This is a genomic window from Haemophilus sp. HMSC061E01 (assembly GCF_001810345.1).
Lineage (GTDB): Bacteria > Pseudomonadota > Gammaproteobacteria > Enterobacterales > Pasteurellaceae > Haemophilus_D.
Map to the genome: position 1 here is coordinate 181,746 of NZ_KV801005.1, position 23,288 is coordinate 205,033.

Consider the following 23,288-nt stretch of genomic DNA (forward strand, 5'->3'; position numbering starts at 1 on the left):
ATCCTAGCTTGCTTGATGTAATAGACGATCCATTTTCCACTTTGCAGTGGTATAGGTTTTAATGGTTAAAGCATGAATTTCACCAGTTTGGAAATAAGGCATTAATGGCGCGTAGATAGTTTGTTGCTGTTTTAATTTAGAAAGTGCAGCGATCTCATCGCTCACCACAATCACACCAAAGTGTGCATTTTCACCTTGAGCATAAACCTCATCTACATTCAGGCTTTCTTTTAAAATACGTTCAATTTCTTGCAGTTCCATTAGGATTTCCGTTTTAATGATGATCAATAAAAGTGCCAATCCAATGAGATAAATTCACTAAATCAGCAAGGGTTAATAACTGTTCTGGCGGATTTATCAACCGCACTTTTTTATTTGCTAACTGCTCACTATCATGTAGAAAATCACACAGCAATGCGAAACCAGCCGAATCAATTCGTTTAATATTCGTTAAATCAAATTCAATGAGACTTTGATTGGTTTGCTTTTCTGATAAAAAAGAAGCACGTTGCTGCCATAATGGTAACAACGTGTTGCGGGATAGCTCCCCCGATAATTGGAGAGCTATCTTATCATTATTTTGGATTAAATCCCACTTTAACGCAGTCATTCGCTTATTTGCTCAATGTCACAGGTGCTGCGGCAGATTTTTGAATTTGAGCTGTTAAAGCATCAATACCTTGTTGACGTAAAATACCGCTCCATTCGTTTTGTTTGGTGACAACCATGCTCACGCCTTCTGCAACCATGTCATAAGCTTGCCATTCGCCAGTTTTACTGTTTTTACGCCATTTGAAATCTAATTTGATTGGCGCTTGTCCACCATTTTGCATGATGTTTACACGAATGCTCACAAGGTTTTTGTCACCCACTTCTTTAGCCGGTTCAATTTGAATATTTTGATCGGTGTAAGCGGTTAACACTTGTGCGTAAGCTTGTTCGATAAAATCGCTGAATGCTTTAAAGAATTTTTCACGTTGTTCTGGTGTGGTTGATTTAAAGTATGAACCTAACACTAAAGAACCAGCATAGTTTACTTGCACGTAAGGTAATAAATCATTACGCACGATAGTACGTAAATAGTTTGGATCCTTTTTAATTTTTGCCTGATTGTTTTTGATATCGGCAAATAACTTATCTGATGCTTGTTGCATCAACACATAAGGGCTCGTTTCTGCACGTACAGTTTGAGTCACAAAAAGTGCAGTCACTGCAAATGCCATTACGCTAAACCATTTTTTAAACTGAGTAAATTTCATCATAAATCTCCTAAATAAAGATTATTATTTAGCTTCAGGTTCTGCTTTGTCAGCATTACCGTCGGCTTTTTTATCACCGTAAAGGAACTGGCCGATTAAATCTTCCAATACCATTGCGGATTTCGTGTCTTGAATTTGGCTACCGTTTTTTAACATCGCGGTTTCACCATCATCAAAACCCATCGTTAAGGCGATATATTGCTCGCCCAATAATCCCGATGTTTTGATCGATAACGAACTATTTTCCGGAATTTCTTTATATTCTTCATTAATCGCAATACTGACTTTTGGCAAGTAAGATTTTTCGTCTAATGTAATGTCAGATACACGACCAATGACTACCCCACCAAGTTTAAGTGGTGCACGGACTTTTAGTCCACCAATATTGTCAAAAGTTGCAGTCACTGTGTAAGATTTTGTTTCACCAAAACCTTGTACGTTTGCTACACGTAAGCCTAGAAACACTAACGCAGCGATACCGAGTAGTAAAAATAAGCCTACCCAAAATTCATATTTAATTGTTTGTCGCATAAAAATACCCTTTTAGCCTGCCCCAAACATAATGGCAGTTAAGATGAAATCGAGCCCAAGAACCACAAGTGATGCGTGGACAACTGTTCTGGTTGTGGCTTGACTGATCCCTTCTGATGTCGGAATACAATCATAACCATTGAATAACGCAATCCACACCACGGCAATGGCGAAAAATACGCTTTTAATAAATCCGTTTAGAATGTCATAGCTCCAGCTGACGGCATTTTGCATCACAGACCAAAAGCTACCTGCATCAACACCTTTCCAATCTACGCCGACAAGCGCACCGCCCCAAATACCAATCGCGGTAAAGAGAAGCGCAAGAATTGGCATCGCAATCAGCCCCGCCCAAAAACGCGGTGCGATCACTCGACGTAATGGATCGACCGCCATCATTTCAAGGCTGGAAAGTTGTTCTGTGGCTTTCATTAAGCCAATTTCAGCCGTTAACGCAGAACCTGCTCGACCCGCAAATAAAAGTGCGGTCACTACAGGGCCTAATTCACGTAATAAAGACAGCGCTACAAGTTGTCCAAGGCTGGTTTCTGCTGAAAAATCAACTAAGACCACATAACCTTGTAAACCCAACACCATTCCAATAAATAAACCAGAAAGCAGGATAATCAATAAAGACTGTACGCCTAATACGTATAACTGCTTCACTAATAAAGGAAAATGTTGACGAATTTGTGGCTTACCCACTAACGCACCAAACAACATAAAGCCTGAGCGGCCTAATGCACGGAAAAATTTGATTACGCTTCGTCCAAGTGAAGAAATCATATCTACGATCATTTAAATAATTCCTCCACATAATCACCTGCCGGATAATGGAATTTTACCGGACCATCTGCTTCACCTTTTAAAAACTGAACCACTTGCGGATCTTGGCTCGCGAGCAGTTGCTCTGATGTTCCTTCGGCAATCACATGTTTATCCGCAATAATATAAGCATAATCTGCAATGCTTAATACTTCCTGCACATCATGGGAAACCACGATAGAAGTTAAATTCAATGCTTCATTCAAGCGTTTAATTAAACTCACGATTACGCCCATGCTGATTGGATCTTGCCCTGTAAACGGCTCATCAAACATAATTAAATCAGGATCAAGTGCAATCGCTCGAGCCAATGCGGCACGACGCGCCATCCCACCAGAAAGCTCCGAAGGCATCAAATCTGCTGCACCACGTAAGCCCACCGCTTCTAATTTCATCAACACAATTTGACGAATTAGACTTTCCGGCAAACGGGTATGCTCGCGAATCGGAAATGCCACGTTATCAAACGTGGAAATATCCGTAAATAAAGCGCCTGATTGGAATAACATTCCCATGCGTTTACGTACTTCGTAAAGCTCGCGATTTGAAAGACGACAAATATCTTGTCCATCAAACAAAATCTCGCCTTGTTCAGGATACAACTGACCACCAATTAATTTCAGCAGCGTGGTTTTCCCGATCCCTGACGGCCCCATAATGGCCGTAATTTTACCCTGTTGGACTTTCAAATTCAGGTTATCGTAAATCACACGCTCACCTCGTTTAAAGGTCAGGTTTTTGACTTCGATTAGATTTTTATTCATTAAAATCTCATTGGTTTTACAAGAGGATATTTATTTTCCTCTCACGTTAAAAAAGTGCGGTCGTTTTGACTGCTATTTTTGTGAAAGGTTCAAGCGGCGTTTTAATAACGTCGTGAAGCCACGTAATAACACAAAAATTAATGACAACACATAAATAGGTAAATTACCCAGTGCAGCATAAGGCGTTTTGCCTTCTGTTGGCACCATTTTATGGGTCAGCGTTGTTTCCTCAAATTGAGGTGCTTGTGCTTCAATATTACCCTTTGAATCAATAAACACTGAAATCCCTGTATTGGTTGCACGAATTAATGGCTTACCTAATTCTAGCGCACGCATTCTAGCCATTTGTAAATGCTGCCAAGGGCCAATGCTATCACCAAACCATGCATCATTGGAAATAGTCAGCAAATAATCAGTTTCTTTTTTCAGATTTTCACGAAGTTGCTCACCGAAAATAATTTCATAACAAATAGCCGGTGCAAAAGCATGTTGTTTTGCCATAAAAGATGGCTGTACCGCATCACCACTTTGGAACGCAGACATTGGTAAATTAAATACCGAGTTAAGTGGACGTAACAAACTTTCTAACGGCACGTACTCACCAAATGGCACGAGATGATGTTTGCTGTAACGATTTTTTGTCGTTAATTCATAAGGAAAATCTGGATTCCCGGCCGTCACAATGGAATTCAATAATTTACCGCTTTGCTCATCACGATATACGGTGCCAATCATCACTTCCGTGTTTTTCTCTTTCGCAACTTTATCTAAAGCTTCAAAAAATGGCGTAATCGCATTTTCAAGAGTCGGTAATGCCGACTCGGGCAAAATAATTAAATCAGACTTGCCTAAATGCGCCAAAATTTGTTTTTGATAGATATCTACCGTGGCATAAAGATATTCAGGATCCCATTTTAAATTTTGCTCAATATTACCTTGTGCAAGCGTGACAGTTAGTCCTTTACCTTCTTTGGGTTGAACAAAATTCACCTTACCAGTATAAGCGCTTAATCCACCCACAACCAATAATAGCAATGCATTCATACTGACTAAATTCCATTGTTTTTTCGATAGTGCAAAAATAAAATTAAAAATGACCGCACTTGCCCAAACGGTAAAGAATGTCAGCCCCGTGACACCAAAGATCGGCGCAATGCCGAAAAATGGACTGTCGATTTGGGTATAACCAAATTGTAACCAAGGAAAACCGGTAAACACCCAACCACGCAAAAATTCAGTCAATGTCCAAATCGCAGCAAAAATGACTGCACTTTGCACCTGAAAACGCTGGACTAAATAAGTGAAAAGCATTGGATAAAGTGCAAGGTAAGCCGAAAGTAAGCCCACCAAGAGATAACTCACACCAAGGGAAGCGCCACCAAATTGATGAATGCTGACATTTAACCAACTTACACCAAAACAGAAAAAGCCCATCGACCACAAAAAGGTGGCCAAAAGTGCGGTTGATTTTTTGACATTTTTCGCCACAAAAAGCAATCCACCTAAGGATACATAGGCTAATTCCCAATAATCAAACGGCGAAAAGGCAAACACGCCAATCACACCCGAAATCAGAGCAATAAGATAAATCACTAACTTATTCATTTTATCCATACTATAAAAAAATATTCCCCCTCTTCAGCAAAGAGGGGGCTAAGAATACGGTCAACTGAGCAACTTATTCAGCTTGCTCTTCCACGCCTTCCATATCCGATAAATGCTCATCCGGCACAGTTACGCGCACCTGAATTAAACGGCGACTATCGGCAGAAGTCACCTTAAACTGAATATTTTCTAAGGTGATTTCTTCACCTCGTTTAGGCAGATAACCAAAGGCTTGCATAATTAAACCGCCAATAGTATCCACTTCTTCATCATCGAAATGCGTATTAAATTGCGCATTAAAATCATCAATATCCGTTAGCGCGCGCACCGCATAAGTATGACGAGAAAGCTGGCGAATATCCGCGACATCTTCCTCATCAAATTCGTCTTCAATATCACCCACAATCTGTTCGAGAATGTCTTCGATGGTCACCAAACCTGATACCGCACCGAACTCATCTACCACAATCGCCATATGGAAACGTTCAGAACGAAACTCTTTTAGCATACGATCGACGCGTTTACTTTCCGGTACGATCACAACAGGACGTAATAACTTAGAAAGTTCGAACTCTTCCGCATCTTCACGTAAAAACTTGAGCAAATCTTTCGCGTGTAAAATACCTTCAATATTATCGCGATCATCCGTATCTGCGATCACAGGAAAACGAGAGTGTGCTGATTCAATAATGGTGTTTAAGCAAGCATCAAGATCTTGATTCGATTCAATAAATACAATTTGAGAGCGTGGAATCATGATATCGCGTACACGAAGCTCAGCGATTTCCATTACCCCTTCAATCATCTCACGAGTGTTTTGATCGATTAAATCATTTTGTTCTGAATCGCGAATCACTTCCACGAGTTCTTCACGGTTTTTCAGCTCACCTTGGAAAAAGCGGCCAATAAGTGATTGGAAAAAAGATTTTTTAGTTGTTTCAGTTTGATTACTCGAATGTTCTTCGTTCATAAAATTAAATGTGTTACTGTCGGATTGACTGCGTAAAAAGTAGCATATTTTGACAAAAATCGCAAAAAACTTAAGCTAAATGGCTGAAAATAAAGTGCGGTTAAAAACATAACAATTTTTAACCGCACTTCAATTTTAACTGTTGTTATGATTCCTTCTGCAGGTAGAAGGAGCTTCCATAACTCACGCTTATTTATAAGCATCCTCTGAATCAATAATTTCTACGTAGTTCGGATCTGGTATTGGTTTTTGTATGAACGCCAACCATCTTTCTAAAAGGTAAGTTAGTTTCTTACGAGGGATTAAATACTCTGTATGCTCGCTTTCATCATCAATTTCATCGCATTTATCTAGAAGATCGAAACCCAATTTAACCCTATTATGATCGATAAAGGCATCAAAAGCTTCCGTGCCGATATATTTCCATGTGAGTTCTGAATTTTTTAAATCATCTAAAACAAGACGAACAATATCTATATCATTTAATGTTAATATATATGTGGCTATAGCTCTTCTTGCATTGTCTGACGAATCTTTAGCTACACACCTAGGCGCTAGTTTGCCAGAAGAATCACAATATCCAAATTCAATTGAATCAACAATTTCTATGTAGTTCGGTTCTGTTATTGGTTTTTGTATGAATGCCAACCATCTTTCTAAAAGATAAGTCAGTTCCTTACGAGGGATTAAATACTCTGTATGATCTCTTTCATCATCAATTTCATCATATTCATCGTATCCATCTAAAAGATCGAAACCCACTTTCACCCTATCATGATCGATATAGGCATCAAAAGCTTCCGTGCCGATATATTCCCATGTGAGTTCTAAATTTTTTAAGTCATCTAAAACAAGGCGAACAATATCTATCTCATTTAATGTTGATATATATGTAGTTATAACACTTGAATCAAATAACGAATCCTTAGTTGCACAGATAGGAGCTAGCTTGCCAAAATAATCATAATATCCAAATTCAACTATCATTATTGTCCTCTTATAGGATAAATACTTAGAACATTTTACTTATTGTCTAATGAATTAATCCATTTATTAAAAAACACAATTTGTTCATCTACGGAAGAAGTTAGTTCACTATCTTCAGGAGAAAAAATAAAAACTAAATCTTCAAATGTAGCTTGTTTACCAAGTTTGTATTCATATACTTTTACAGCTTTTCCCATCTGTAGTAGCATGCGCGATGGATAAGCATTTCGTTTATATCCTTTACAATGTAACAATATATCAGGATATTGTTTTTTTAATCTAGATAAACAATCCCAAAAATTATCCTCTACAATACAAATTTTCATATCAAAACATTCAAAGGATATTTGGCATTGATCATTATCAACATATCCAAAATAAACAGGGAAAAATCCTGCATTACTTCCTTTAGATATTTTAAGCATCGTTTTTTCAAAGGCGCTTTTCATTTATAATTTTTCACCTCTAGTAAAATATTACGAATTAAATACAATTAATGTATTTTTTATACATTTTATGTAATTACATATAAACAAAGTGCGGTTAAAAACACAATAGTTTTTAACCGCACTTTCAGAGATTACCTATTTAAACCTAAACTCTGTCCACTGGTAATAGCGTTCACCTGCTTTTTGAACACCGCCATAATTTTTCCATTCGGGATGGTTAGGGGTATCGGGAAGGCATTGCGTTTCAAGGGCTATGCCGCTGAAATCTTGATAAGTGCCACCTTCACGAGCTGGAGTGCCGGCAAGATAGTTTCCCGTATAAACCTGTAACGCGGCTTGGGATGTGAGCACTTCAAGGCTTAAATCTTCATTAGGAGAAGTCAATAATACGCAAGGTTTTTGCCATGCTTTATTGACGATAAAGGAATGATCATAACCTTTCGTTACCACTTGATCGCCTTGTTGGAAATCTTGTGCGATTGGTTTTGCCACACGAAAATCAAAGCTGGTATTCACCACATGTTTAAGTGGTGAATTCGGGATGCCTTCGCCATCAACCGGCAGATAGAAATCCGCATTAAGGCGTAATGTATGATTTCGCACATCACTGCCCTGCTCCGCATTTTCTAAATTGAAATAAGCGTGGTTCGTTAAATTAAGTGCGGTATCTTTATCACTTTCGGCTTCGTATTCAATTTTTACGCTATTTTCATCGGTCAGCGTGTAAAGCACATTAACTTGTACATGGCCTTCAAAACCTTGATCTCCATCAGGAGACACAAGAGAAAAACGCACAAAATTCTGACCGCACTCTTCGACTTTCCAACGGCGTTTATCAAAGCCTTCTTTGCCACCATGTAATTGATGTTTGCCTTGATTAGCGACCAGATGGATTGTTCGCTCACCTAATTCAAATTGGGCGTTAGCAATACGGTTCGCATAGCGTCCTACGCTTGCACCCAAATAAGCAGTTTGATGAGGATAATCTTCCACTTTGCAGCCGAGTAACACTTCTCGCAACTCACCATTCACAGGGACTTTACAAGAAAGCCAAGTGGCTCCCCAATCCATAAATTGCACAGTCATGCCATTTGAATTGGTGAGTTGAACAAGTTGATAAGGCTGTCCATCTGGTGCATTGAACGCCGTTTTTTCTAGCATAGACTCACTCCTTGTGAGGCAGTGCAAACGTAGAAATCTTCTTTTAAGCCAGTTTGTTTTTCATAATTATCGGCAATGATTTTACGCACTTCTTCAACTTTATCATGAGGTGCAAGGGCAACAATGCAGCCACCGAAACCACCCCCTGTCATTCTCGCGCCACCGGTTTTACCAATCACTAATTGAGCGAGCTCCACAAGATAATCGATTTGCGGCACGGTAATCTCGAAATCATCACGCATGGATTCGTGAGATTGCCCCATTAATTCGCCTAATTTTGTTAAATCGTTATGTTTTAATGCTTCTACTGCATCAAGCACACGTTGGTTTTCAGTCACTACATGTCGTGCACGTTTAGCCACTAAAGCATTAAGTGCGGTCAATTCTGCTTCTCTTTTTTGGAATTCTTCTACTGATACGTCACGCAACGCTTTCACACCAAAGAACTCTGCTGCCTTTTCACATTGCCAACGGCGTGTATTGTATTCGCCTGTCACCAAATCATGCGGTACATTTGAGTTCACAATAATAACAGCGACATCTTTCGGCACAGGCGTTGGTTGTGTTTCTAAGCTACGGCAATCAATCATTAATAGATGATCTTTTTGCCCTAAAGCGGAAATTAATTGATCCATGTTCCCGCAATTTGCGCCTACAAATTTGTTTTCAGCTTTTTGACCAATTAAAGCAATTTCTGTATGTGTTAAAGGTAAATCACTGAGTTGTTGGCAGAACTTGCCTGTCGCCACTTCAAGGGCGGCGGAAGAGCTTAAACCAGAAGAATGTGGCACATTTCCGGAAATCACCAAATCAGCGCCTTGTTTAAATTGCGGGCAGCGTTCTTGAATAAATTTCACGACACCGCGCACATAATTCGCCCATTTTTGCTCACTTTGAGGGAAATCTTCATTAAGAGAAAAGGTATCCTCAAGATCAAGATCTGCGGCATAAACATTCCAAATATGATCAGCACGTTTTGATCCCGCAATGGCTGTACCATAATTGATCGCACAAGGCATCACAAAGCCATCGTTGTAATCCGTATGTTCGCCGATAATGTTTACACGACCAGGCGCATACACGGTCAGTTCAGGTTGCTTGTTATATTTTTGCGTAAAAATGTGTTGGGATTTTTGGACTGGAGTCATATTATTTTCCTTTATCTTTCACACTCCCTCTTAACTCAAGAGAGAAATTATTGCTTAACGTTCTTTGTAATGTACTTCGCTTAACGCACGTAATCTTTCTGCGGCTTGTTCTGCGGTGAGGTCACGTTGGCTTTCACCTAACATTTCATAACCCACCATAAATTTGCGAACCGTAGCTGAACGCAATAATGGTGGATAAAAATGCGCATGAAGCTGCCAATGTTCGTTATCTTCGCCATTAAATGGTGCTGCATGGAAGCCCATCGAATAAGGGAAAGACGTTTCAAATAAGTTGTCGTATTTCGTTGCCAGCTTTTTCAAGATCACAGCAAGATCTTTAGCTTGAGCATCGGTTAATTCTGTTAAGCGTTTGACATGCACTTTTGGCAATAACAAGGTTTCAAACGGCCACACAGCCCAATAAGGCACTACCGCAACCCAATGCTCGGTTTCCACCACAATACGTTCTTTTTTCTCTAATTCTTTTTGAACATAATCCACTAAAAGGACAGAACCGTGCTTTTCATAATAATTTCGTTGAGCAACATCTTCGCGAGCAACTTCATTCGGCAAAAAGCTGTTTGCCCAAATTTGTCCGTGCGGATGGGGATTGGAGCATCCCATTGCCGCGCCTTTATTTTCAAAAATCTGTACCCACTGATATTTTTGACCCAGTTCACGTAATTGCTCTTGCCACACTTTAATCACTTCTTCAATTTCAAGTGCGGTCAATAATGGCAATGTTTTACTGTGATCTGGCGAAAAACAAATAACACGGCTTTCACCACGAGCTTGGCTCATTTGGAAAAGCGGATCGGCTGATTGCTCTGGCGCTGGTGTATCTTCTAATAAAGCCGAGAAATCATTTTTGAATACATAAGGTTTATGGTAATCCGGATTAGGTTCACCGGTAATACGCTTATTACGTGGACAAAGATAACAATTTGGATCGTGGCTTGGCTTTTGTTCCTCACTCACTTTTTCTTGCTGCCCCTGCCATGGACGTTTAGCACGATGTGGCGAGACTAAAACCCATTGGTCAATTAACGGATTATAACGACGATGCGGATGATCTGTCGGTTCAAATACGGTTTCGCTCATATTTTTGCTCCAAAATGTAAACGATTACAAAATTTTCTTCATAAGATAACAAATTAAAAAAAATAAACCGTGATCATTATCACAAAATCAGGAAATAAGGCGCTAGTCCAATCTCTTTTTTGTGACGAATGTAGCATTTTTGAAAGTAACCGCTTTCAATTTTATTCAAATTTACTATGATAATTATTATGAAAAAATGAATGAGAGCCCAGTTATGCCTACAATTCGAGATGTTGCTGAATTAGCTTGCGTGTCGGTCGCCACTGTTTCCCGGGTGATTAATCACTCTCCCTCCGTAAGTGAAAAAACCCGTTATTCAGTACAACGCGCGATGGAGGTTTTAAATTATCAACCCAATGCAAACGCACAAGCTCTGGCCGTGCAAAATACTGATACCATTGGCGTAGTGGTTACGGATGTAACAGATCCCTTTTTTGCTATTTTGGTCAAATCAGTCGATAAAGTGGCTGAAGAGCATCAAAAAACGATTTTGATCGGTATTGGATACCACCATGCTGAAAAAGAGCGTGAAGCAATTGATACCTTGCTGCGCAAGCGTTGTAGCTGTCTGGTCGTTCATTCCAAAGCCCTTTCTGACGAAGAATTACGTCATTATCTTGAAAATGTACCGGGTATGGTTGTGATTAACCGTGTGATTTCAGGTTATGAAAATCGTTGCGTCAGTCTTGATAACCGGCAAGGTACCTATCTCGCGACTGAAATGCTGATTCGTTATGGTCATAAGCACATTGCCTACATTGGATCTAATCACGGTATTTTAGATGAAATCGAACGTAAAGAAGGTTATTTGGCCGCTTTAAGAGCTCATCACTTTCCTATTGTCGAACAAGCCATTGTGCATAATTCGCCTGATTTTGAAGGCGGTGAAAAGGCGATGATTGATTTATTGAGCTACAACTCTAACTTAACAGCGGTTGTAGCCTATAATGACACGATGGCTGCAGGAGCAATTTCCGTTTTAAATGAAAACAATATCAAAGTGCCGAAACAGTTTTCCATTGTGGGCTTTGATGATATGCCAATTGCTCGATATTTAATTCCAAAGCTCACCACCATTCGCTATCCAATTGATTTAATGGCAAATTATGCGGCAAAACTGGCTTTGAGCTTAGTTGATTCGTCTATTGTTACACCGACTGTTGTCCAATTTAATCCAACCTTGGTGAGACGTTTTTCTGTAGAAAATGCAATGAAACCGTGATGGAGATCACAAATTTAAACATTGCTATGTAATCGTTTTCATTTATGTGAGTTTGATCACAGATTAACAATTTTGATTTCGTTATGATGGATTCAGTTGCAATAGATGTACGCAACATTCCTCTATTTGGTATATAAAAATCAACAATAAAATCTCTTTCTCTAATAGGAGCGTTTTTATGAAAAAAACAGCAGTATTAAGTACGGTCGCTTTAGCAATCGGTTTAGGTTCAGCAACTTCAGGTTTCGCAGCCGATAACCGTATTGGTGTTACCATTTATAAATATGATGATAACTTCATGTCATTAATGCGTAAAGAAATCGATAAAGAAGCGAAAGCCCTTGGCGGCATTGAGTTGTTAATGAATGACTCGCAAAATGCACAATCTATTCAAAACGACCAAGTAGATGGTTTGCTTTCTAAAGGTGTAAAAGCCCTAGCCATTAACTTAGTAGACCCAGCTGCAGCTTCAACTGTTATCAACAAAGCGAAACAAGATGACATTCCTGTTGTTTTCTTCAATAAAGATCCTGGTGCAAAAGCTATCGGTAGCTATGAGCACGCTTACTATGTTGGTACCGACCCGAAAGAATCAGGCTTAATCCAAGGTGATTTAATTGCAAAACAATGGAAAGCAATGCCAGCCTTAGACTTAAATAAAGACGGTAAAATCCAATATGTATTATTAAAAGGTGAACCAGGCCACCCAGATGCTGAAGCACGTACTAAATATGTGATTGAGCAATTAAATGCTAAAGGTATTCCTACCGAACAATTATTTATTGATACCGGTATGTGGGATGCAGCAATGGCAAAAGATAAAGTGGATGCATGGTTATCTAGCTCTAAAGCTAACGAAATTGAAATGATTATTTCAAATAATGACGGTATGGCGTTAGGTGCATTAGAAGCAACCAAAGCACACGGTAAAAAATTACCAATCTTTGGTGTAGATGCATTACCAGAAGTACTTCAATTAATTAAGAAAGGCGAAATTGCTGGTACTGTGTTAAACGATGGCGTTAACCAAGGTAAAGCAGTTGTTCAACTTTCTGCAAATCTTGCTAACGGTAAAGCAGCAACAGAAGGTACACAATGGAAATTAGAAAACCGTGTGGTACGTATCCCTTATGTTGGTGTAGATAAAGATAACCTAAGTGAATTCTTAAAATAAGAAAATCTATTGCTTTTCTTTAATTTTAGGGGGAAAGGAAACCCAAATTCCCTTTCCCCCTTTTTGATGAGGTTGGATATGACAACTCAAACCCAAGACAGTGATGTACTACTGACAATGACGGATGTCAGTAAGTCTTTCCCCGGTGTAAAAGCCCTTGATCACGCCAATCTAACAGTTCGTTCTCACTCTGTTCATGCCTTAATGGGCGAAAACGGGGCGGGTAAATCTACATTATTAAAATGCCTCTTCGGAATTTATGCAAAAGACGAAGGTGAAATTTTATTCTTAGGCAAACCTGTTGATTTTAAAACATCAAAAGAAGCCCTTGAAAATGGGATTTCAATGGTTCACCAAGAACTTAACTTGGTGCGTCAAACTAGTGTAATGGATAACTTATGGTTGGGTCGCTATCCACTTAAAGGTCCTTTTGTGGATCACGCCAAAATGTATCGTGATACCAAAGCGATTTTCGATGAATTGGATATTGATGTTGATCCAAAAGAAAAAGTAGCTAAACTTTCCGTTTCACAAATGCAGATGATCGAAATTGCGAAAGCGTTCTCTTATAACGCTAAAATCGTAATTATGGATGAGCCAACATCCTCACTTTCAGAAAAAGAAGTGGAACATCTTTTCAAAATTATTCAAAAATTAAAAGATCGCGGTTGTGGCATTATTTATATTTCACACAAAATGGATGAAATCTTCAAAATTTGTGATGAAATCACCATTCTTCGTGATGGTAAATGGATTAATACCGTTCAAGTTAAAGGCACCACCATGGAAGAAATTGTTTCAATGATGGTTGGCCGTGAATTAACACAACGTTTCCCTGAAAAAACTAACGTACCAAAAGAAATCACGCTTGAAGTAGAACATTTAACTGCGGTGAATCAACCTTCCATTCAAGATGTTTCCTTTAATTTACGCAAAGGTGAAATTTTAGGTATTGCAGGTCTTGTTGGTGCAAAACGAACTGATATCGTGGAAGCCATTTTTGGTGTGCGTGAATTAAAAGAAGGGACGATCAAGCTCAACGGAAAAATCGTGAAAAATCATACCGCACTTGAGGCGATTAACCACGGTTTTGCTTTAGTAACTGAAGAACGTCGTTCAACAGGGATTTATTCAAATCTAAGTATTGAATTCAACTCGTTGATTTCAAATATGAAATCTTACCTCACCCCTTGGAAATTACTCAGCAACAAAAAAATGGCAAGCGATACACAATGGGTGATTGATGCGATGAACGTGAAAACACCTTCTCACAAAACAACGATTGGCTCGCTTTCTGGTGGTAATCAACAAAAAGTCATTATCGGTCGTTGGCTTTTAACCCAACCAGATATCTTAATGCTCGACGAACCAACTCGTGGTATTGATATTGGGGCAAAATTTGAAATTTATCAGCTCATTCAAGAACTCGCTAAAAAAGATAAAGGCATCATTATGATTTCATCAGAAATGCCGGAACTATTAGGCGTAACAGACCGAATTTTGGTCATGAGTAATGGTCGTGTTGCCGGCATCGTTGAAACGGCAAAAACGTCTCAAGAAGAAATTTTGCAACTTGCCGCAAAATATTTATAAATCATAAAGGAACAAATTATGAGTGCCTTACCAAAAAATAAATCATTCGATTTCTTAAAACAAAATGCGATTTATTTTGTGTTGTTGATTTTACTTGGCATCATCATCGCACAAGATCCAACATTCTTGAATGTTCGCAACTTTAGTAACATTTTAACTCAATCATCCGTCCGTCTCATTATCGCCCTTGGTGTTGCAGGCTTGCTTATTACTCAAGGCACCGACTTATCTGCTGGTCGCCAAGTAGGTTTAGCTGCAGTTATTTCTGCTACCCTCTTACAATCAATGGAAAACATGAACCGCGTGTTCCCTGATTTAGGTGAAATTCCTATTCCGGTAGTTATCCTGACTGTTTGTGTGGTAGGTGCTGTAATCGGCTTAGTGAATGGTTTAGTTATCGCTTATCTCAATGTAACCCCGTTCATTGCAACCATGGGTACCATGATCATCGTTTACGGTTTCAACTCACTTTATTATGATGGCGTAGGTGGTTCACCAATTGCAGGCTTCAGTGAATCTTTCTCTAACTTCGCACAAGGCTTTTTTAGACTCGGTTCATTCAAATTATCCTACATCACTATTTATGCCGCAATTTGTGCATTCTTAGTATGGGTAATGTGGAATAAAACACGCTTCGGTAAAAATATCTTTGCTATCGGTGGTAACCCTGAAGCAGCAAAAGTATCTGGCGTAAACGTAGCACGTAACCTTGTTGTGATTTACATGATTGCAGGCATGTTCTATGCATTCGGTGGTATGTTAGAAGCTGGTCGTATCGGTAGTGCAACCAACAACCTTGGTTTCATGTATGAATTAGATGCGATTGCTGCCTGCGTAGTAGGTGGTGTATCCTTCGCTGGTGGTGTGGGTACTGTTATCGGCGTAATCACTGGTGTGATCATCTTCACCGTTATTAACTACGGTTTAACTTATATCGGTGTAAACCCTTACTGGCAATATATCATTAAAGGTAGTATTATCATCCTCGCGGTTGCTATCGACTCCTTAAAATATGCGAAGAAAAAATAATTAAAAACAACGATAAAAATAACCGCACTTTAGTAATAAAGTGCGGTTTTATTTTGAGGTAAATTCTCAAAACAAAAAGCGAGCCTCTCAGCTCGCTTGATTAATCTCATCAATTACTCGTATTCATCTAACCATTTCAACAAAATCGCTTCCAGAATACTCTCGTTAGATTTCATTGGATCATCATCAAAACCATCTAGTTCACAAATCCACTTATGCAAATCCGTGAAACGTACCGTTTTAGGATCTAAATCTGGATTACGATCATACAGCTCTTCTGCAATAAGTTGTGCATCAGTCCATTTCATTAGTGAGCTGCCTCATTCGCATGGTTAATATTATATTTAGGGATCTCCACCACTAAATCTTCATCACCCACGACACATTGGCAAGAAAGGCGGCTATCCATTTCTAAGCCCCATGCTTTATCTAGCATATCTTCTTCTTGATCGCTCGCTTCATTTAATGAATCAAACCCTTCACGAATGACTACATGGCATGTTGTACAAGCACAAGAACCATCGCAAGCATGATGAATTTCCACACCCGCATTATGTGCCACTTCTAATAAGTTGTCGCCTGCTGCTGCATCAACCACCATACCCTCTGGGCAGAATTCTTCATTCGGTAAAAAAATCACTTTTGGCATATTACTTTCCTCAATATAAAAAACTCGTTAATTTATAATCGCACTTTATTGCTCAATATCTGATACAGATTTACCTGTCAGCGCTTGATTAATGGATTTATTCATTCGTCTTGCCGCAAATTCTTGAGTCGCAACATCAAGGGCTTTGATTCCTTGAACGATAGCATGACGATCTGTGCCTTCTTTTACATCCATTAGTTGTTTCAATGCATTTTCAATTTGGTGGAATTCGACTTCGGTTAATAAGTCAGCCCCATCTTGTTGTAATGCTACAATCACGCTTTCAATCACACGATCAGCCTCAACACGCTGCTCGGCTAATTCACGCGCTTGCATATCATCTTGTGCATTATCAAAAGAAGCTTTAATCATTGCCGTCACTTCTTCATCGGTTAAACCATAAGAAGGCTTAATTTGAATCGATGCTTGGACTTTTGTGGATTTTTCCATGGCGGTCACACTTAATAAGCCATCCGCATCCACTTGATAAGTCACACGAATATGGGCCGCGCCTGCTACCATTGGTGGAATACCACGCAATGTAAAACGACCTAAAGAACGGCAATCATCCACCAATTCACGTTCACCTTGTACCACATGTACCGTCATCGCAGTTTGGCCATCTTTAAAGGTGGTAAATTCTTGCGCGCGAGCCACTGGAATCGTGGTGTTACGTGGAATGATTTTCTCCACTAAACCGCCCATGGTTTCAATACCTAAAGAAAGCGGCACCACATCGAGTAACAACATATCGCTGTCATTCTTGTTGCCCACTAAAATATCCGCTTGAATTGCCGCACCTAAGGCTACTACTTTATCTGGGTCAATCGAGGTTAATGGTGTTCTACCAAAAAATTCGCCCACTTGTTCACGTACGTAAGGCACACGAGTTGAACCTCCAACCATAACCACTTCTTGCACGTCTTCAGCTTCAACATGCGCATCTTTCAATGCTCGACGGCAGGTTAATAAAGAACGTTTTACCAATGAGTGGATTAATTCATTGAATTGCTCACGACTTAATTCACCTTCAAATCCACGCCAAGAAACGACCGCACTTTGTGCACTTGTTAAAGCAATTTTAGTTTGTGTGGCTAAACTTAAAAGTTCACGTTGTTCATTCACATTTTGTGGTTGAATACCCGCTTGTTCAACAATCCAATCTGCAATTAAATGGTCAAAATCATCACCACCTAAAGCGGTATCCCCACCTGTTGCCAAAACTTCAAATACGCCTTTAGATAAGCGTAAAATTGAGATATCAAAGGTACCGCCACCTAAGTCATAAACAGCGATGACGCCTTCTTTTCCACTATCTAAGCCATACGCCACTGCTGCTGCAGTGGGTTCATTTAATAAACGTAATACATTTAACCCGGCAAGGCGTGCTGCATCTTTTGTACTTTGGCGTTGAGCATCATCAAAATAAGCGGGTACGGTAATCACCACGCCAGAAAGCTCACCTGCAAGGCGTTGTTCTGCAATATGGTTTAAACGAGATAAAATATCCGCAGAGACTTCAATTGGGCTTTTGTTGCCTTGATGCGTGACCAATAATGGTAACCCATTTTCACTTGCCACAAACTCATAGGGCAAGTTTGTATAACGAGATTGCACATCATCAAGGCTACGTCCAATCAGCCGTTTCACAGAAATAATCGTATTTTTAGGATCAATTGCAGCTTTTGCAAATGCTTCTGTACCAACAAGTTTTTCATTTTCACCATAGTAGACGACTGAAGGCACAAGGCTTCTGTCTTGTTCATCATTCAAAATGGTGGCTTGACCGCTACGCACTGCGGCAACTAAAGAGTTTGTTGTACCTAAATCAATCCCTACCGCAAGACGATGTTGATGTGGTGCAGCCGTTTGTCCTGGCTCTGCTATTTGGAGTAATGCCATATCTCTTTTTATCTCTAATAATTAATTCGTTAAAGGCTTATTATGCGACGGAATAAGCTTGTGCAAATTTATCTTGTTCGGTGAAACTTGCGTTGTAATGGGTTTCAATGTTGACTTCGCGTCGCTCACGCTGATTAATATCAGTTGTTTTATCTTCCGAAAGCTCTGGTGTAAAAACAATCATGTGGTTACCATCGAGTTGTTTTACATCCTCTTGCCAATTTTGCCAAAACAGATTTTGGTAAAATGCTTCAATGTCACCATTTAATGCCCAAGCTAAGAAATCCGTATAGGTAAAATTTAAATCATGCCAAGTTAAGTCTTTCGGCGAAAAATAGTAAATCTTGCCAAGATTATCCCCTAAAGAACCGCCATTTAAGGCAAAATAACCACCAATGACATCATCTGCAACGAGCAAATATTTTGGTTTATCACCTGATTGATTAAAAGATTTGCTGAAATTCCAGTCCATTAATCCACGTGGTAATTTAAAACTACCTGACCCCAATATACGCAACCAACCATGATGGATTAAAATGCCGCCAGTTTCATAAATGACCGCGCCCATTGGAGAAGAAGTGGGCATTTGCATGGTGAAAAGCTCACGTTCTGCACTAGATTGATCTTTTTTAATCACATCACAATGATTACGAGCATGCTCAATCCATTGGGAAATGGTTCCCCAAGCAGATTTTGAGGCATCAGTCAGTTGTTCTAAAGTTTGCATAATCGGATTTCATTAGTATGAGGGCAGCTGCCCATTTATCAATAGCGAAAAGGGCGTATTAAACGCCCTCAAGATTATAATTCAAATAGACGTTCTTCTACTTGGCTAATTTCATCCGCCAATTTTTTTAGAAAACGTAATTTATCGCAGAACTGTGCAGCAGGTGACCATTGTTGCTCATTAAGCTGTGCTTCAAGTGCGGTCAACATTTCTTTTGTTTCTTTTTTGACACATTTTGCAAAGGATTCTAGCGCATTTTCATCCTGGCTTTGCTCAATATTTTCAAGCTCTTCTCGCCATTCTAATTGCTGCATTAAAAATGTGACATCTTGCGTACTTTTTTGCTCTAAATCCTGTGTTTTCCCTGTATTTAACGCAATAATCGCTTCTGCGCGTAAAATCGGGTCTTTCAAGGTTTTTAATGCATCATTAACTTCTGTCGACTTTTGCATTGCGATACGTTGTTCTTGCGCATCTGCCGTAACAAAATTATCAGGGTGCAAGCTCTTTTGAAGCACTAAATAGCGTTCAGACAAAAGGGCTTGATCAACATTGAAAGCAACCGGTAAATCAAAAATAGCAAAAGGATTTGTCATCTTTATTCCTTAAACATGGAAACTTTCACCACATCCACATGATTCTTTCACATTTGGATTGTTATATTTAAAGCCTTCGTTCAATCCTTCTTTGACATAATCTAGCTCAATGCCATCTAAATAAACCAAGCTTTTTGGATCGACTACCACTTTCACGCCATGCTGCTCAAAAACAAGATCGTCATCATTGAGCACATCAACGAATTCAAGCACATAGCCTAAACCCGAACAACCTGATGTTTTCACACCTAAGCGTAAACCGATGCCTTTTCCACGATTTTCAAGAAATGTACGAACTCGTTGTGCCGCTTTTTCAGTGAGTGTTATAGACATATTCTGATCCTTAAATTGATAAAGTGCGGTCATTTTCAACCGCACTTTGATTACTTACCTTGTTTATTTTTATAGTCAGCAATAGCGGCTTTAATTGCGTCCTCTGCTAAAATTGAGCAGTGAACTTTTACTGGTGGTAATTCAAGTTCTTCCGCAATTTGACTGTTTTTGATTGCACCTGCTTCATCTAAAGATTTGCCTTTTACCCATTCGGTGATTAAAGAGCTTGATGCAATCGCAGAGCCACAACCATAAGTTTTAAATTTCGCATCTTCAATAATGCCGCTGTCATTTACTTTGATTTGTAATTGCATAACGTCACCACAAGCCGGTGCGCCAACCATACCCGTTCCTACTGAATTATCTTTTTTATCCATCGAACCTACGTTTCGTGGATTTTCATAATGATCGATAACTTTTTCGCTGTACGCCATATTATGTTCCTTTCCTAAATAAGTTGCTATCAGACGGTCTAGCCGCCTTGAAAATTAGTGGGCCGACCACTCAATTGTATTTAAATCAATGCCTTCTTTGAACATATCCCAAAGTGGCGATAATTCACGAAGTTTTGCGACTGCATTACGTGTTAAATTAATGGTGTAATCAATTTCTTCTTCCGTTGTCCAACGACCAAGAGTGAAACGAATTGAGCTATGTGCTAACTCATCATTACGACCTAATGCACGTAGTACATAAGATGGTTCTAAACTCGCTGAAGTACAAGCAGAACCAGAAGAAACTGCCACATCACGTAATGCCATCATTAAGGATTCACCTTCAACATAGTTAAAGCTGATGTTCAAGTTATTTGCTACGCGGTGCTCCATCGAACCATTTACATAGGTTTCTTCAATTTCTTTCAAGCCATTATATAAGCGATCGCGTAAAGCTCTGATACGAGGAATCTCTGTCGCCATTTCTTCTTTTGCAATACGATAAGCTTCACCCATACCAACAATTTGGTGTACAGGTAATGTACCAGAACGCATGCCACGTTCGTGACCACCACCATGGATAATGGCTTCTAAACGAACGCGAGGTTTACGGCAAACATATAGTGCCCCGATACCTTTTGGTCCGTATAATTTGTGGCTAGACATTGACATCAAATCAACCGGTAATTCAGCAAGATTAATTTCGACTTTGCCGACACTTTGGGTCGCATCTACGTGGAAAATCGTTTTATTTGCACGGCAAAGCTCACCAATTGCTTTAATATCCTGGATCACGCCAATCTCATTATTCACGTGCATAATTGACACAAGAATCGTATCTGGACGCAATGCAGCTTTGAATTTCTCAAGATCGATTAAACCATCTTCTTCTGGATCTAAATAGGTCACTTCAAAGCCTTCACGCTCTAATTGACGGCAAGTATCCAATACTGCCTTGTGCTCAGTTTTACAAGTAATAATGTGTTTACCTTTTGTTTGATAAAAGTGTGCCGCACCTTTAATTGCGAGGTTATCTGCTTCCGTTGCGCCTGAAGTAAACACAATTTCACGTGAATCTGCACCAATTAAATCAGCAATTTGATTACGTGCAATATCAACTGCTTCTTCAGCTTGCCAGCCAAATTTATGTGAACGAGATGCTGGATTACCGAATACACCATCAATGGTTAAATATTCCATCATTTTTTTAGCCACACGTTCATCAACTGGACATGTTGCTGCATAATCTAAATAAATTGGTAATTTCATTTTCACTCCTAAATAACTACCAAAAATGCCATCATTTTGACCGCACTTTGATCTACTTTCCTATTATTGGTTAACGACAACCAAATCATCAAAATCTTTGTGAGCTTTATGCTTCCCAGCTTTTTTCTCTACAAGCTCAGCTAATGTAATCTCATCTAAAAAATCAGAAATACGATCACTTAAATCTTGCCATAAAGAATGAGTTAAACATTCAACCCCACCTTTACAATTCCCCTTTCCAAGGCATCTTGTGACATTAATGTTCTCGTTTACGGCAGAGATTACCATACCGATAGAAATTTGATCAGATGGTAACGCTAAACGATAGCCACCACCTGGACCACGAACGCTTTTTACTAATCTACCACGACGCAATTTGGCAAATAATTGCTCAAGATAAGAAAGTGAAATATTTTGACGTTCTGAGATATCCGCTAAACAAACTGGATCTGTCCCTGCGTGTAATGCGATATCTAAAATTGCGGTAACCGCGTATCGTCCTTTAGATGTAAGTTTCATAAAGCATCCCTATTAATCGTCGTTTGGATAGTTTACATATCTGACTATGATAGTCAATTTTAGTCTTTTTGCAGATTAAGGCGTTTTTCAACCGCACTTAACATTCCTCGCAAAATATTTAATTCATTTTTTTCTAGAGAAGAACGGTTATAAAGTCGTCTTAACTTTTGTATAACCCCTTGATTTTGAATAAAACCAAGTGATTGATATACCTGTTCCGTATGCACGAAAAAATACTCCATTTCTTGTGCTGTTGGATAGATATTTTCTATTGTTGAAAGTGCAGTTTCCGTTCTATTTTTCACTAAAAATGCCATTCGCATTTCATAACTTACCAACTGTACTGCCATCGCTAAATTTAGCGAAGAATATTCAGGATTAGCAGGGATATTTAAATGATAATGACATTTAAGTAATTCTTCATTTGTGAGCCCAACACGCTCACGACCGAACACGATTGCCACTTGGCCTTGATGTGCACTGACTTTCTCCGCACATTCTCTTGGCTCAATCAACGTACTCTGTAAATGGCGTAATCTCGCACTGGTCCCAATTACTAATGAGCAATTTTCTATTGCTTGTTCAAAAGTATCAACAATGTTGGCATTACGCACAACATCATCAGCGCCTGCAGCTAATGCAATAGATTGCTCATCCACCGATTTTGGCGAGACCAAATAAAGGTTGGATAATCCCATTGTTTTCATCGCACGCGAGGCTGAACCTATATTCCCACTATGAGATGTTTCAACCAAAACAATTCGAATATTTTGTAACATTTTATGCCCGACTTAAAGTTGTGGATATTCTATCATAATAACCGCTAAATATAGTCAAGAATTTTGAAAATATTTTACTTTTTTGTAAATTTATTAACAAACAGGAGGAATAAGAAGTTGACTGGTGGGCTGTGAGAGACTCGAACTCTCGACCGACGGATTAAGAGTCCGCTGCTCTACCAACTGAGCTAACAACCCAACCGGTTAAATAATGACCTGTAAAATAGATGGTGGGTCGTGAAGGATTCGAACCTTCGACCAA

Annotated in this window: 27 protein-coding genes and 1 tRNA gene; 4 read left to right on the forward strand and 24 right to left on the reverse strand. The window is 39.3% G+C overall.

The annotated features are described in order from the left end of the window. Nucleotides 1-3 precede the first annotated feature (3 nt). The 13 genes from HMPREF2732_RS04310 to galT all read right to left on the reverse strand — a co-directional run bounded on the left by HMPREF2732_RS04310 (nucleotide 4) and on the right by galT (nucleotide 10,800). Nucleotides 4-261: a BolA family protein gene (locus HMPREF2732_RS04310; protein ID WP_049380103.1), complete on the reverse strand. Its 258-nt coding sequence runs from the start codon at nucleotides 259-261 to the stop codon at nucleotides 4-6. Nucleotides 262-274: 13 nt separating this feature from the next. Next, a complete protein-coding gene (locus HMPREF2732_RS04315; protein ID WP_070591451.1) occupies nucleotides 275-610 on the reverse strand; it encodes an STAS domain-containing protein in 336 nt (111 codons plus the stop codon). 4 nt (nucleotides 611-614) lie between these two features. Next, complete coding sequence (mlaC, locus tag HMPREF2732_RS04320; RefSeq protein ID WP_049371518.1) at nucleotides 615-1,262, reverse strand: phospholipid-binding protein MlaC; 648 nt, start codon at nucleotides 1,260-1,262, stop codon at nucleotides 615-617. Nucleotides 1,263-1,283: 21 nt separating this feature from the next. Further along, entirely contained in the window at nucleotides 1,284-1,790 is a 507-nt protein-coding gene (gene mlaD, locus HMPREF2732_RS04325) for an outer membrane lipid asymmetry maintenance protein MlaD (protein ID WP_049364516.1), read from the reverse strand. Between the two features lie 12 nt (nucleotides 1,791-1,802). Next, nucleotides 1,803-2,588 (reverse strand): lipid asymmetry maintenance ABC transporter permease subunit MlaE, encoded by a 786-nt coding sequence (gene mlaE / locus HMPREF2732_RS04330; RefSeq protein ID WP_070591454.1) that lies wholly within the window; start codon nucleotides 2,586-2,588, stop codon nucleotides 1,803-1,805. Next, nucleotides 2,585-3,379, reverse strand: a complete 795-nt coding sequence (gene mlaF, locus HMPREF2732_RS04335) for a phospholipid ABC transporter ATP-binding protein MlaF (RefSeq protein ID WP_049369220.1) — start codon at nucleotides 3,377-3,379, stop codon at nucleotides 2,585-2,587. The genes mlaE and mlaF overlap by 4 nt, the downstream gene beginning before the upstream one ends. A 72-nt stretch (nucleotides 3,380-3,451) precedes the next feature. After that, on the reverse strand, nucleotides 3,452-4,984 hold the full coding sequence (lnt, locus tag HMPREF2732_RS04340; RefSeq protein ID WP_070591961.1) for an apolipoprotein N-acyltransferase: 1,533 nt from the start codon (nucleotides 4,982-4,984) through the stop codon (nucleotides 3,452-3,454). A 73-nt stretch (nucleotides 4,985-5,057) separates the two neighbouring features. After that, nucleotides 5,058-5,954 (reverse strand): CNNM family magnesium/cobalt transport protein CorC, encoded by an 897-nt coding sequence (gene corC, locus HMPREF2732_RS04345; RefSeq protein WP_049369218.1) that lies wholly within the window; start codon nucleotides 5,952-5,954, stop codon nucleotides 5,058-5,060. A gap of 189 nt (nucleotides 5,955-6,143) precedes the next feature. Continuing rightward, nucleotides 6,144-6,941, reverse strand: coding sequence for a DUF5376 family protein (locus tag HMPREF2732_RS09765; protein ID WP_070591457.1), 798 nt, complete (start codon nucleotides 6,939-6,941; stop codon nucleotides 6,144-6,146). 35 nt (nucleotides 6,942-6,976) lie between these two features. Then, nucleotides 6,977-7,390 carry a hypothetical protein gene (locus tag HMPREF2732_RS04360; RefSeq protein WP_083304348.1) on the reverse strand — a complete coding sequence of 138 codons (414 nt, stop codon included), beginning with the start codon at nucleotides 7,388-7,390 and terminating at the stop codon, nucleotides 6,977-6,979. A 135-nt stretch (nucleotides 7,391-7,525) separates the two neighbouring features. After that, on the reverse strand, nucleotides 7,526-8,551 hold the full coding sequence (galM, locus tag HMPREF2732_RS04365) for a galactose-1-epimerase (protein WP_070591460.1): 1,026 nt from the start codon (nucleotides 8,549-8,551) through the stop codon (nucleotides 7,526-7,528). Then, the gene (gene galK / locus HMPREF2732_RS04370) at nucleotides 8,545-9,699 is read right to left on the reverse strand and encodes a galactokinase (protein ID WP_070591462.1); all 1,155 of its coding nucleotides are present in this window, start codon (nucleotides 9,697-9,699) and stop codon (nucleotides 8,545-8,547) included. The genes galM and galK overlap by 7 nt, the downstream gene beginning before the upstream one ends. A gap of 54 nt (nucleotides 9,700-9,753) precedes the next feature. Then, nucleotides 9,754-10,800 carry a galactose-1-phosphate uridylyltransferase gene (gene galT / locus HMPREF2732_RS04375; protein ID WP_049366730.1) on the reverse strand — a complete coding sequence of 349 codons (1,047 nt, stop codon included), beginning with the start codon at nucleotides 10,798-10,800 and terminating at the stop codon, nucleotides 9,754-9,756. A gap of 214 nt (nucleotides 10,801-11,014) precedes the next feature. Here galT and HMPREF2732_RS04380 point away from each other — a divergent pair, with 214 nt between their 5' ends. The 4 genes from HMPREF2732_RS04380 (at nucleotide 11,015) to mglC (ending at nucleotide 15,818) form a co-directional block, all read left to right on the forward strand. Further along, nucleotides 11,015-12,022, forward strand: coding sequence for a substrate-binding domain-containing protein (locus HMPREF2732_RS04380; protein ID WP_070591968.1), 1,008 nt, complete (start codon nucleotides 11,015-11,017; stop codon nucleotides 12,020-12,022). Between the two features lie 178 nt (nucleotides 12,023-12,200). Next, nucleotides 12,201-13,196: a galactose/glucose ABC transporter substrate-binding protein MglB gene (gene mglB / locus HMPREF2732_RS04385; protein ID WP_070591464.1), complete on the forward strand. Its 996-nt coding sequence runs from the start codon at nucleotides 12,201-12,203 to the stop codon at nucleotides 13,194-13,196. Nucleotides 13,197-13,274: 78 nt separating this feature from the next. Continuing rightward, nucleotides 13,275-14,789, forward strand: a complete 1,515-nt coding sequence (gene mglA, locus HMPREF2732_RS04390) for a galactose/methyl galactoside ABC transporter ATP-binding protein MglA (protein ID WP_070591467.1) — start codon at nucleotides 13,275-13,277, stop codon at nucleotides 14,787-14,789. 18 nt (nucleotides 14,790-14,807) lie between these two features. Further along, nucleotides 14,808-15,818, forward strand: a complete 1,011-nt coding sequence (gene mglC / locus HMPREF2732_RS04395; RefSeq protein ID WP_070591469.1) for a galactose/methyl galactoside ABC transporter permease MglC — start codon at nucleotides 14,808-14,810, stop codon at nucleotides 15,816-15,818. A 113-nt stretch (nucleotides 15,819-15,931) separates the two neighbouring features. Here the strand turns inward: mglC and iscX are convergent, their stop codons facing one another. From iscX to HMPREF2732_RS04450, 11 genes are all read right to left on the reverse strand, one after another. Continuing rightward, on the reverse strand, nucleotides 15,932-16,126 hold the full coding sequence (iscX, locus tag HMPREF2732_RS04400; RefSeq protein ID WP_049366368.1) for a Fe-S cluster assembly protein IscX: 195 nt from the start codon (nucleotides 16,124-16,126) through the stop codon (nucleotides 15,932-15,934). Next, nucleotides 16,126-16,467 (reverse strand): ISC system 2Fe-2S type ferredoxin, encoded by a 342-nt coding sequence (gene fdx, locus HMPREF2732_RS04405; RefSeq protein ID WP_005696659.1) that lies wholly within the window; start codon nucleotides 16,465-16,467, stop codon nucleotides 16,126-16,128. Before fdx ends, iscX begins: the two co-directional genes overlap by 1 nt. Before the next feature lie 45 nt (nucleotides 16,468-16,512). After that, nucleotides 16,513-18,369, reverse strand: a complete 1,857-nt coding sequence (hscA, locus tag HMPREF2732_RS04410; protein ID WP_070591470.1) for a Fe-S protein assembly chaperone HscA — start codon at nucleotides 18,367-18,369, stop codon at nucleotides 16,513-16,515. A 40-nt stretch (nucleotides 18,370-18,409) separates the two neighbouring features. After that, on the reverse strand, nucleotides 18,410-19,096 hold the full coding sequence (locus HMPREF2732_RS04415) for a DUF2625 domain-containing protein (protein ID WP_070591473.1): 687 nt from the start codon (nucleotides 19,094-19,096) through the stop codon (nucleotides 18,410-18,412). 74 nt (nucleotides 19,097-19,170) lie between these two features. Next, nucleotides 19,171-19,692 (reverse strand): Fe-S protein assembly co-chaperone HscB, encoded by a 522-nt coding sequence (hscB, locus tag HMPREF2732_RS04420; protein WP_070591475.1) that lies wholly within the window; start codon nucleotides 19,690-19,692, stop codon nucleotides 19,171-19,173. Nucleotides 19,693-19,701: 9 nt separating this feature from the next. Then, nucleotides 19,702-20,025 carry an iron-sulfur cluster assembly protein IscA gene (gene iscA, locus HMPREF2732_RS04425; protein ID WP_032822628.1) on the reverse strand — a complete coding sequence of 108 codons (324 nt, stop codon included), beginning with the start codon at nucleotides 20,023-20,025 and terminating at the stop codon, nucleotides 19,702-19,704. 50 nt (nucleotides 20,026-20,075) lie between these two features. Continuing rightward, nucleotides 20,076-20,459, reverse strand: coding sequence for a Fe-S cluster assembly scaffold IscU (gene iscU / locus HMPREF2732_RS04430; protein WP_005696665.1), 384 nt, complete (start codon nucleotides 20,457-20,459; stop codon nucleotides 20,076-20,078). 54 nt (nucleotides 20,460-20,513) lie between these two features. Then, entirely contained in the window at nucleotides 20,514-21,728 is a 1,215-nt protein-coding gene (locus HMPREF2732_RS04435; protein ID WP_049369200.1) for an IscS subfamily cysteine desulfurase, read from the reverse strand. Nucleotides 21,729-21,791: 63 nt separating this feature from the next. Further along, a complete protein-coding gene (gene iscR, locus HMPREF2732_RS04440) occupies nucleotides 21,792-22,247 on the reverse strand; it encodes a Fe-S cluster assembly transcriptional regulator IscR (protein WP_070591478.1) in 456 nt (151 codons plus the stop codon). 59 nt (nucleotides 22,248-22,306) lie between these two features. Further along, the gene (trmJ, locus tag HMPREF2732_RS04445) at nucleotides 22,307-23,026 is read right to left on the reverse strand and encodes a tRNA (cytosine(32)/uridine(32)-2'-O)-methyltransferase TrmJ (RefSeq protein ID WP_070591481.1); all 720 of its coding nucleotides are present in this window, start codon (nucleotides 23,024-23,026) and stop codon (nucleotides 22,307-22,309) included. Nucleotides 23,027-23,148: 122 nt separating this feature from the next. Further along, nucleotides 23,149-23,224: transfer RNA gene (locus tag HMPREF2732_RS04450), tRNA-Lys, on the reverse strand. Nucleotides 23,225-23,288 lie beyond the last annotated feature (64 nt).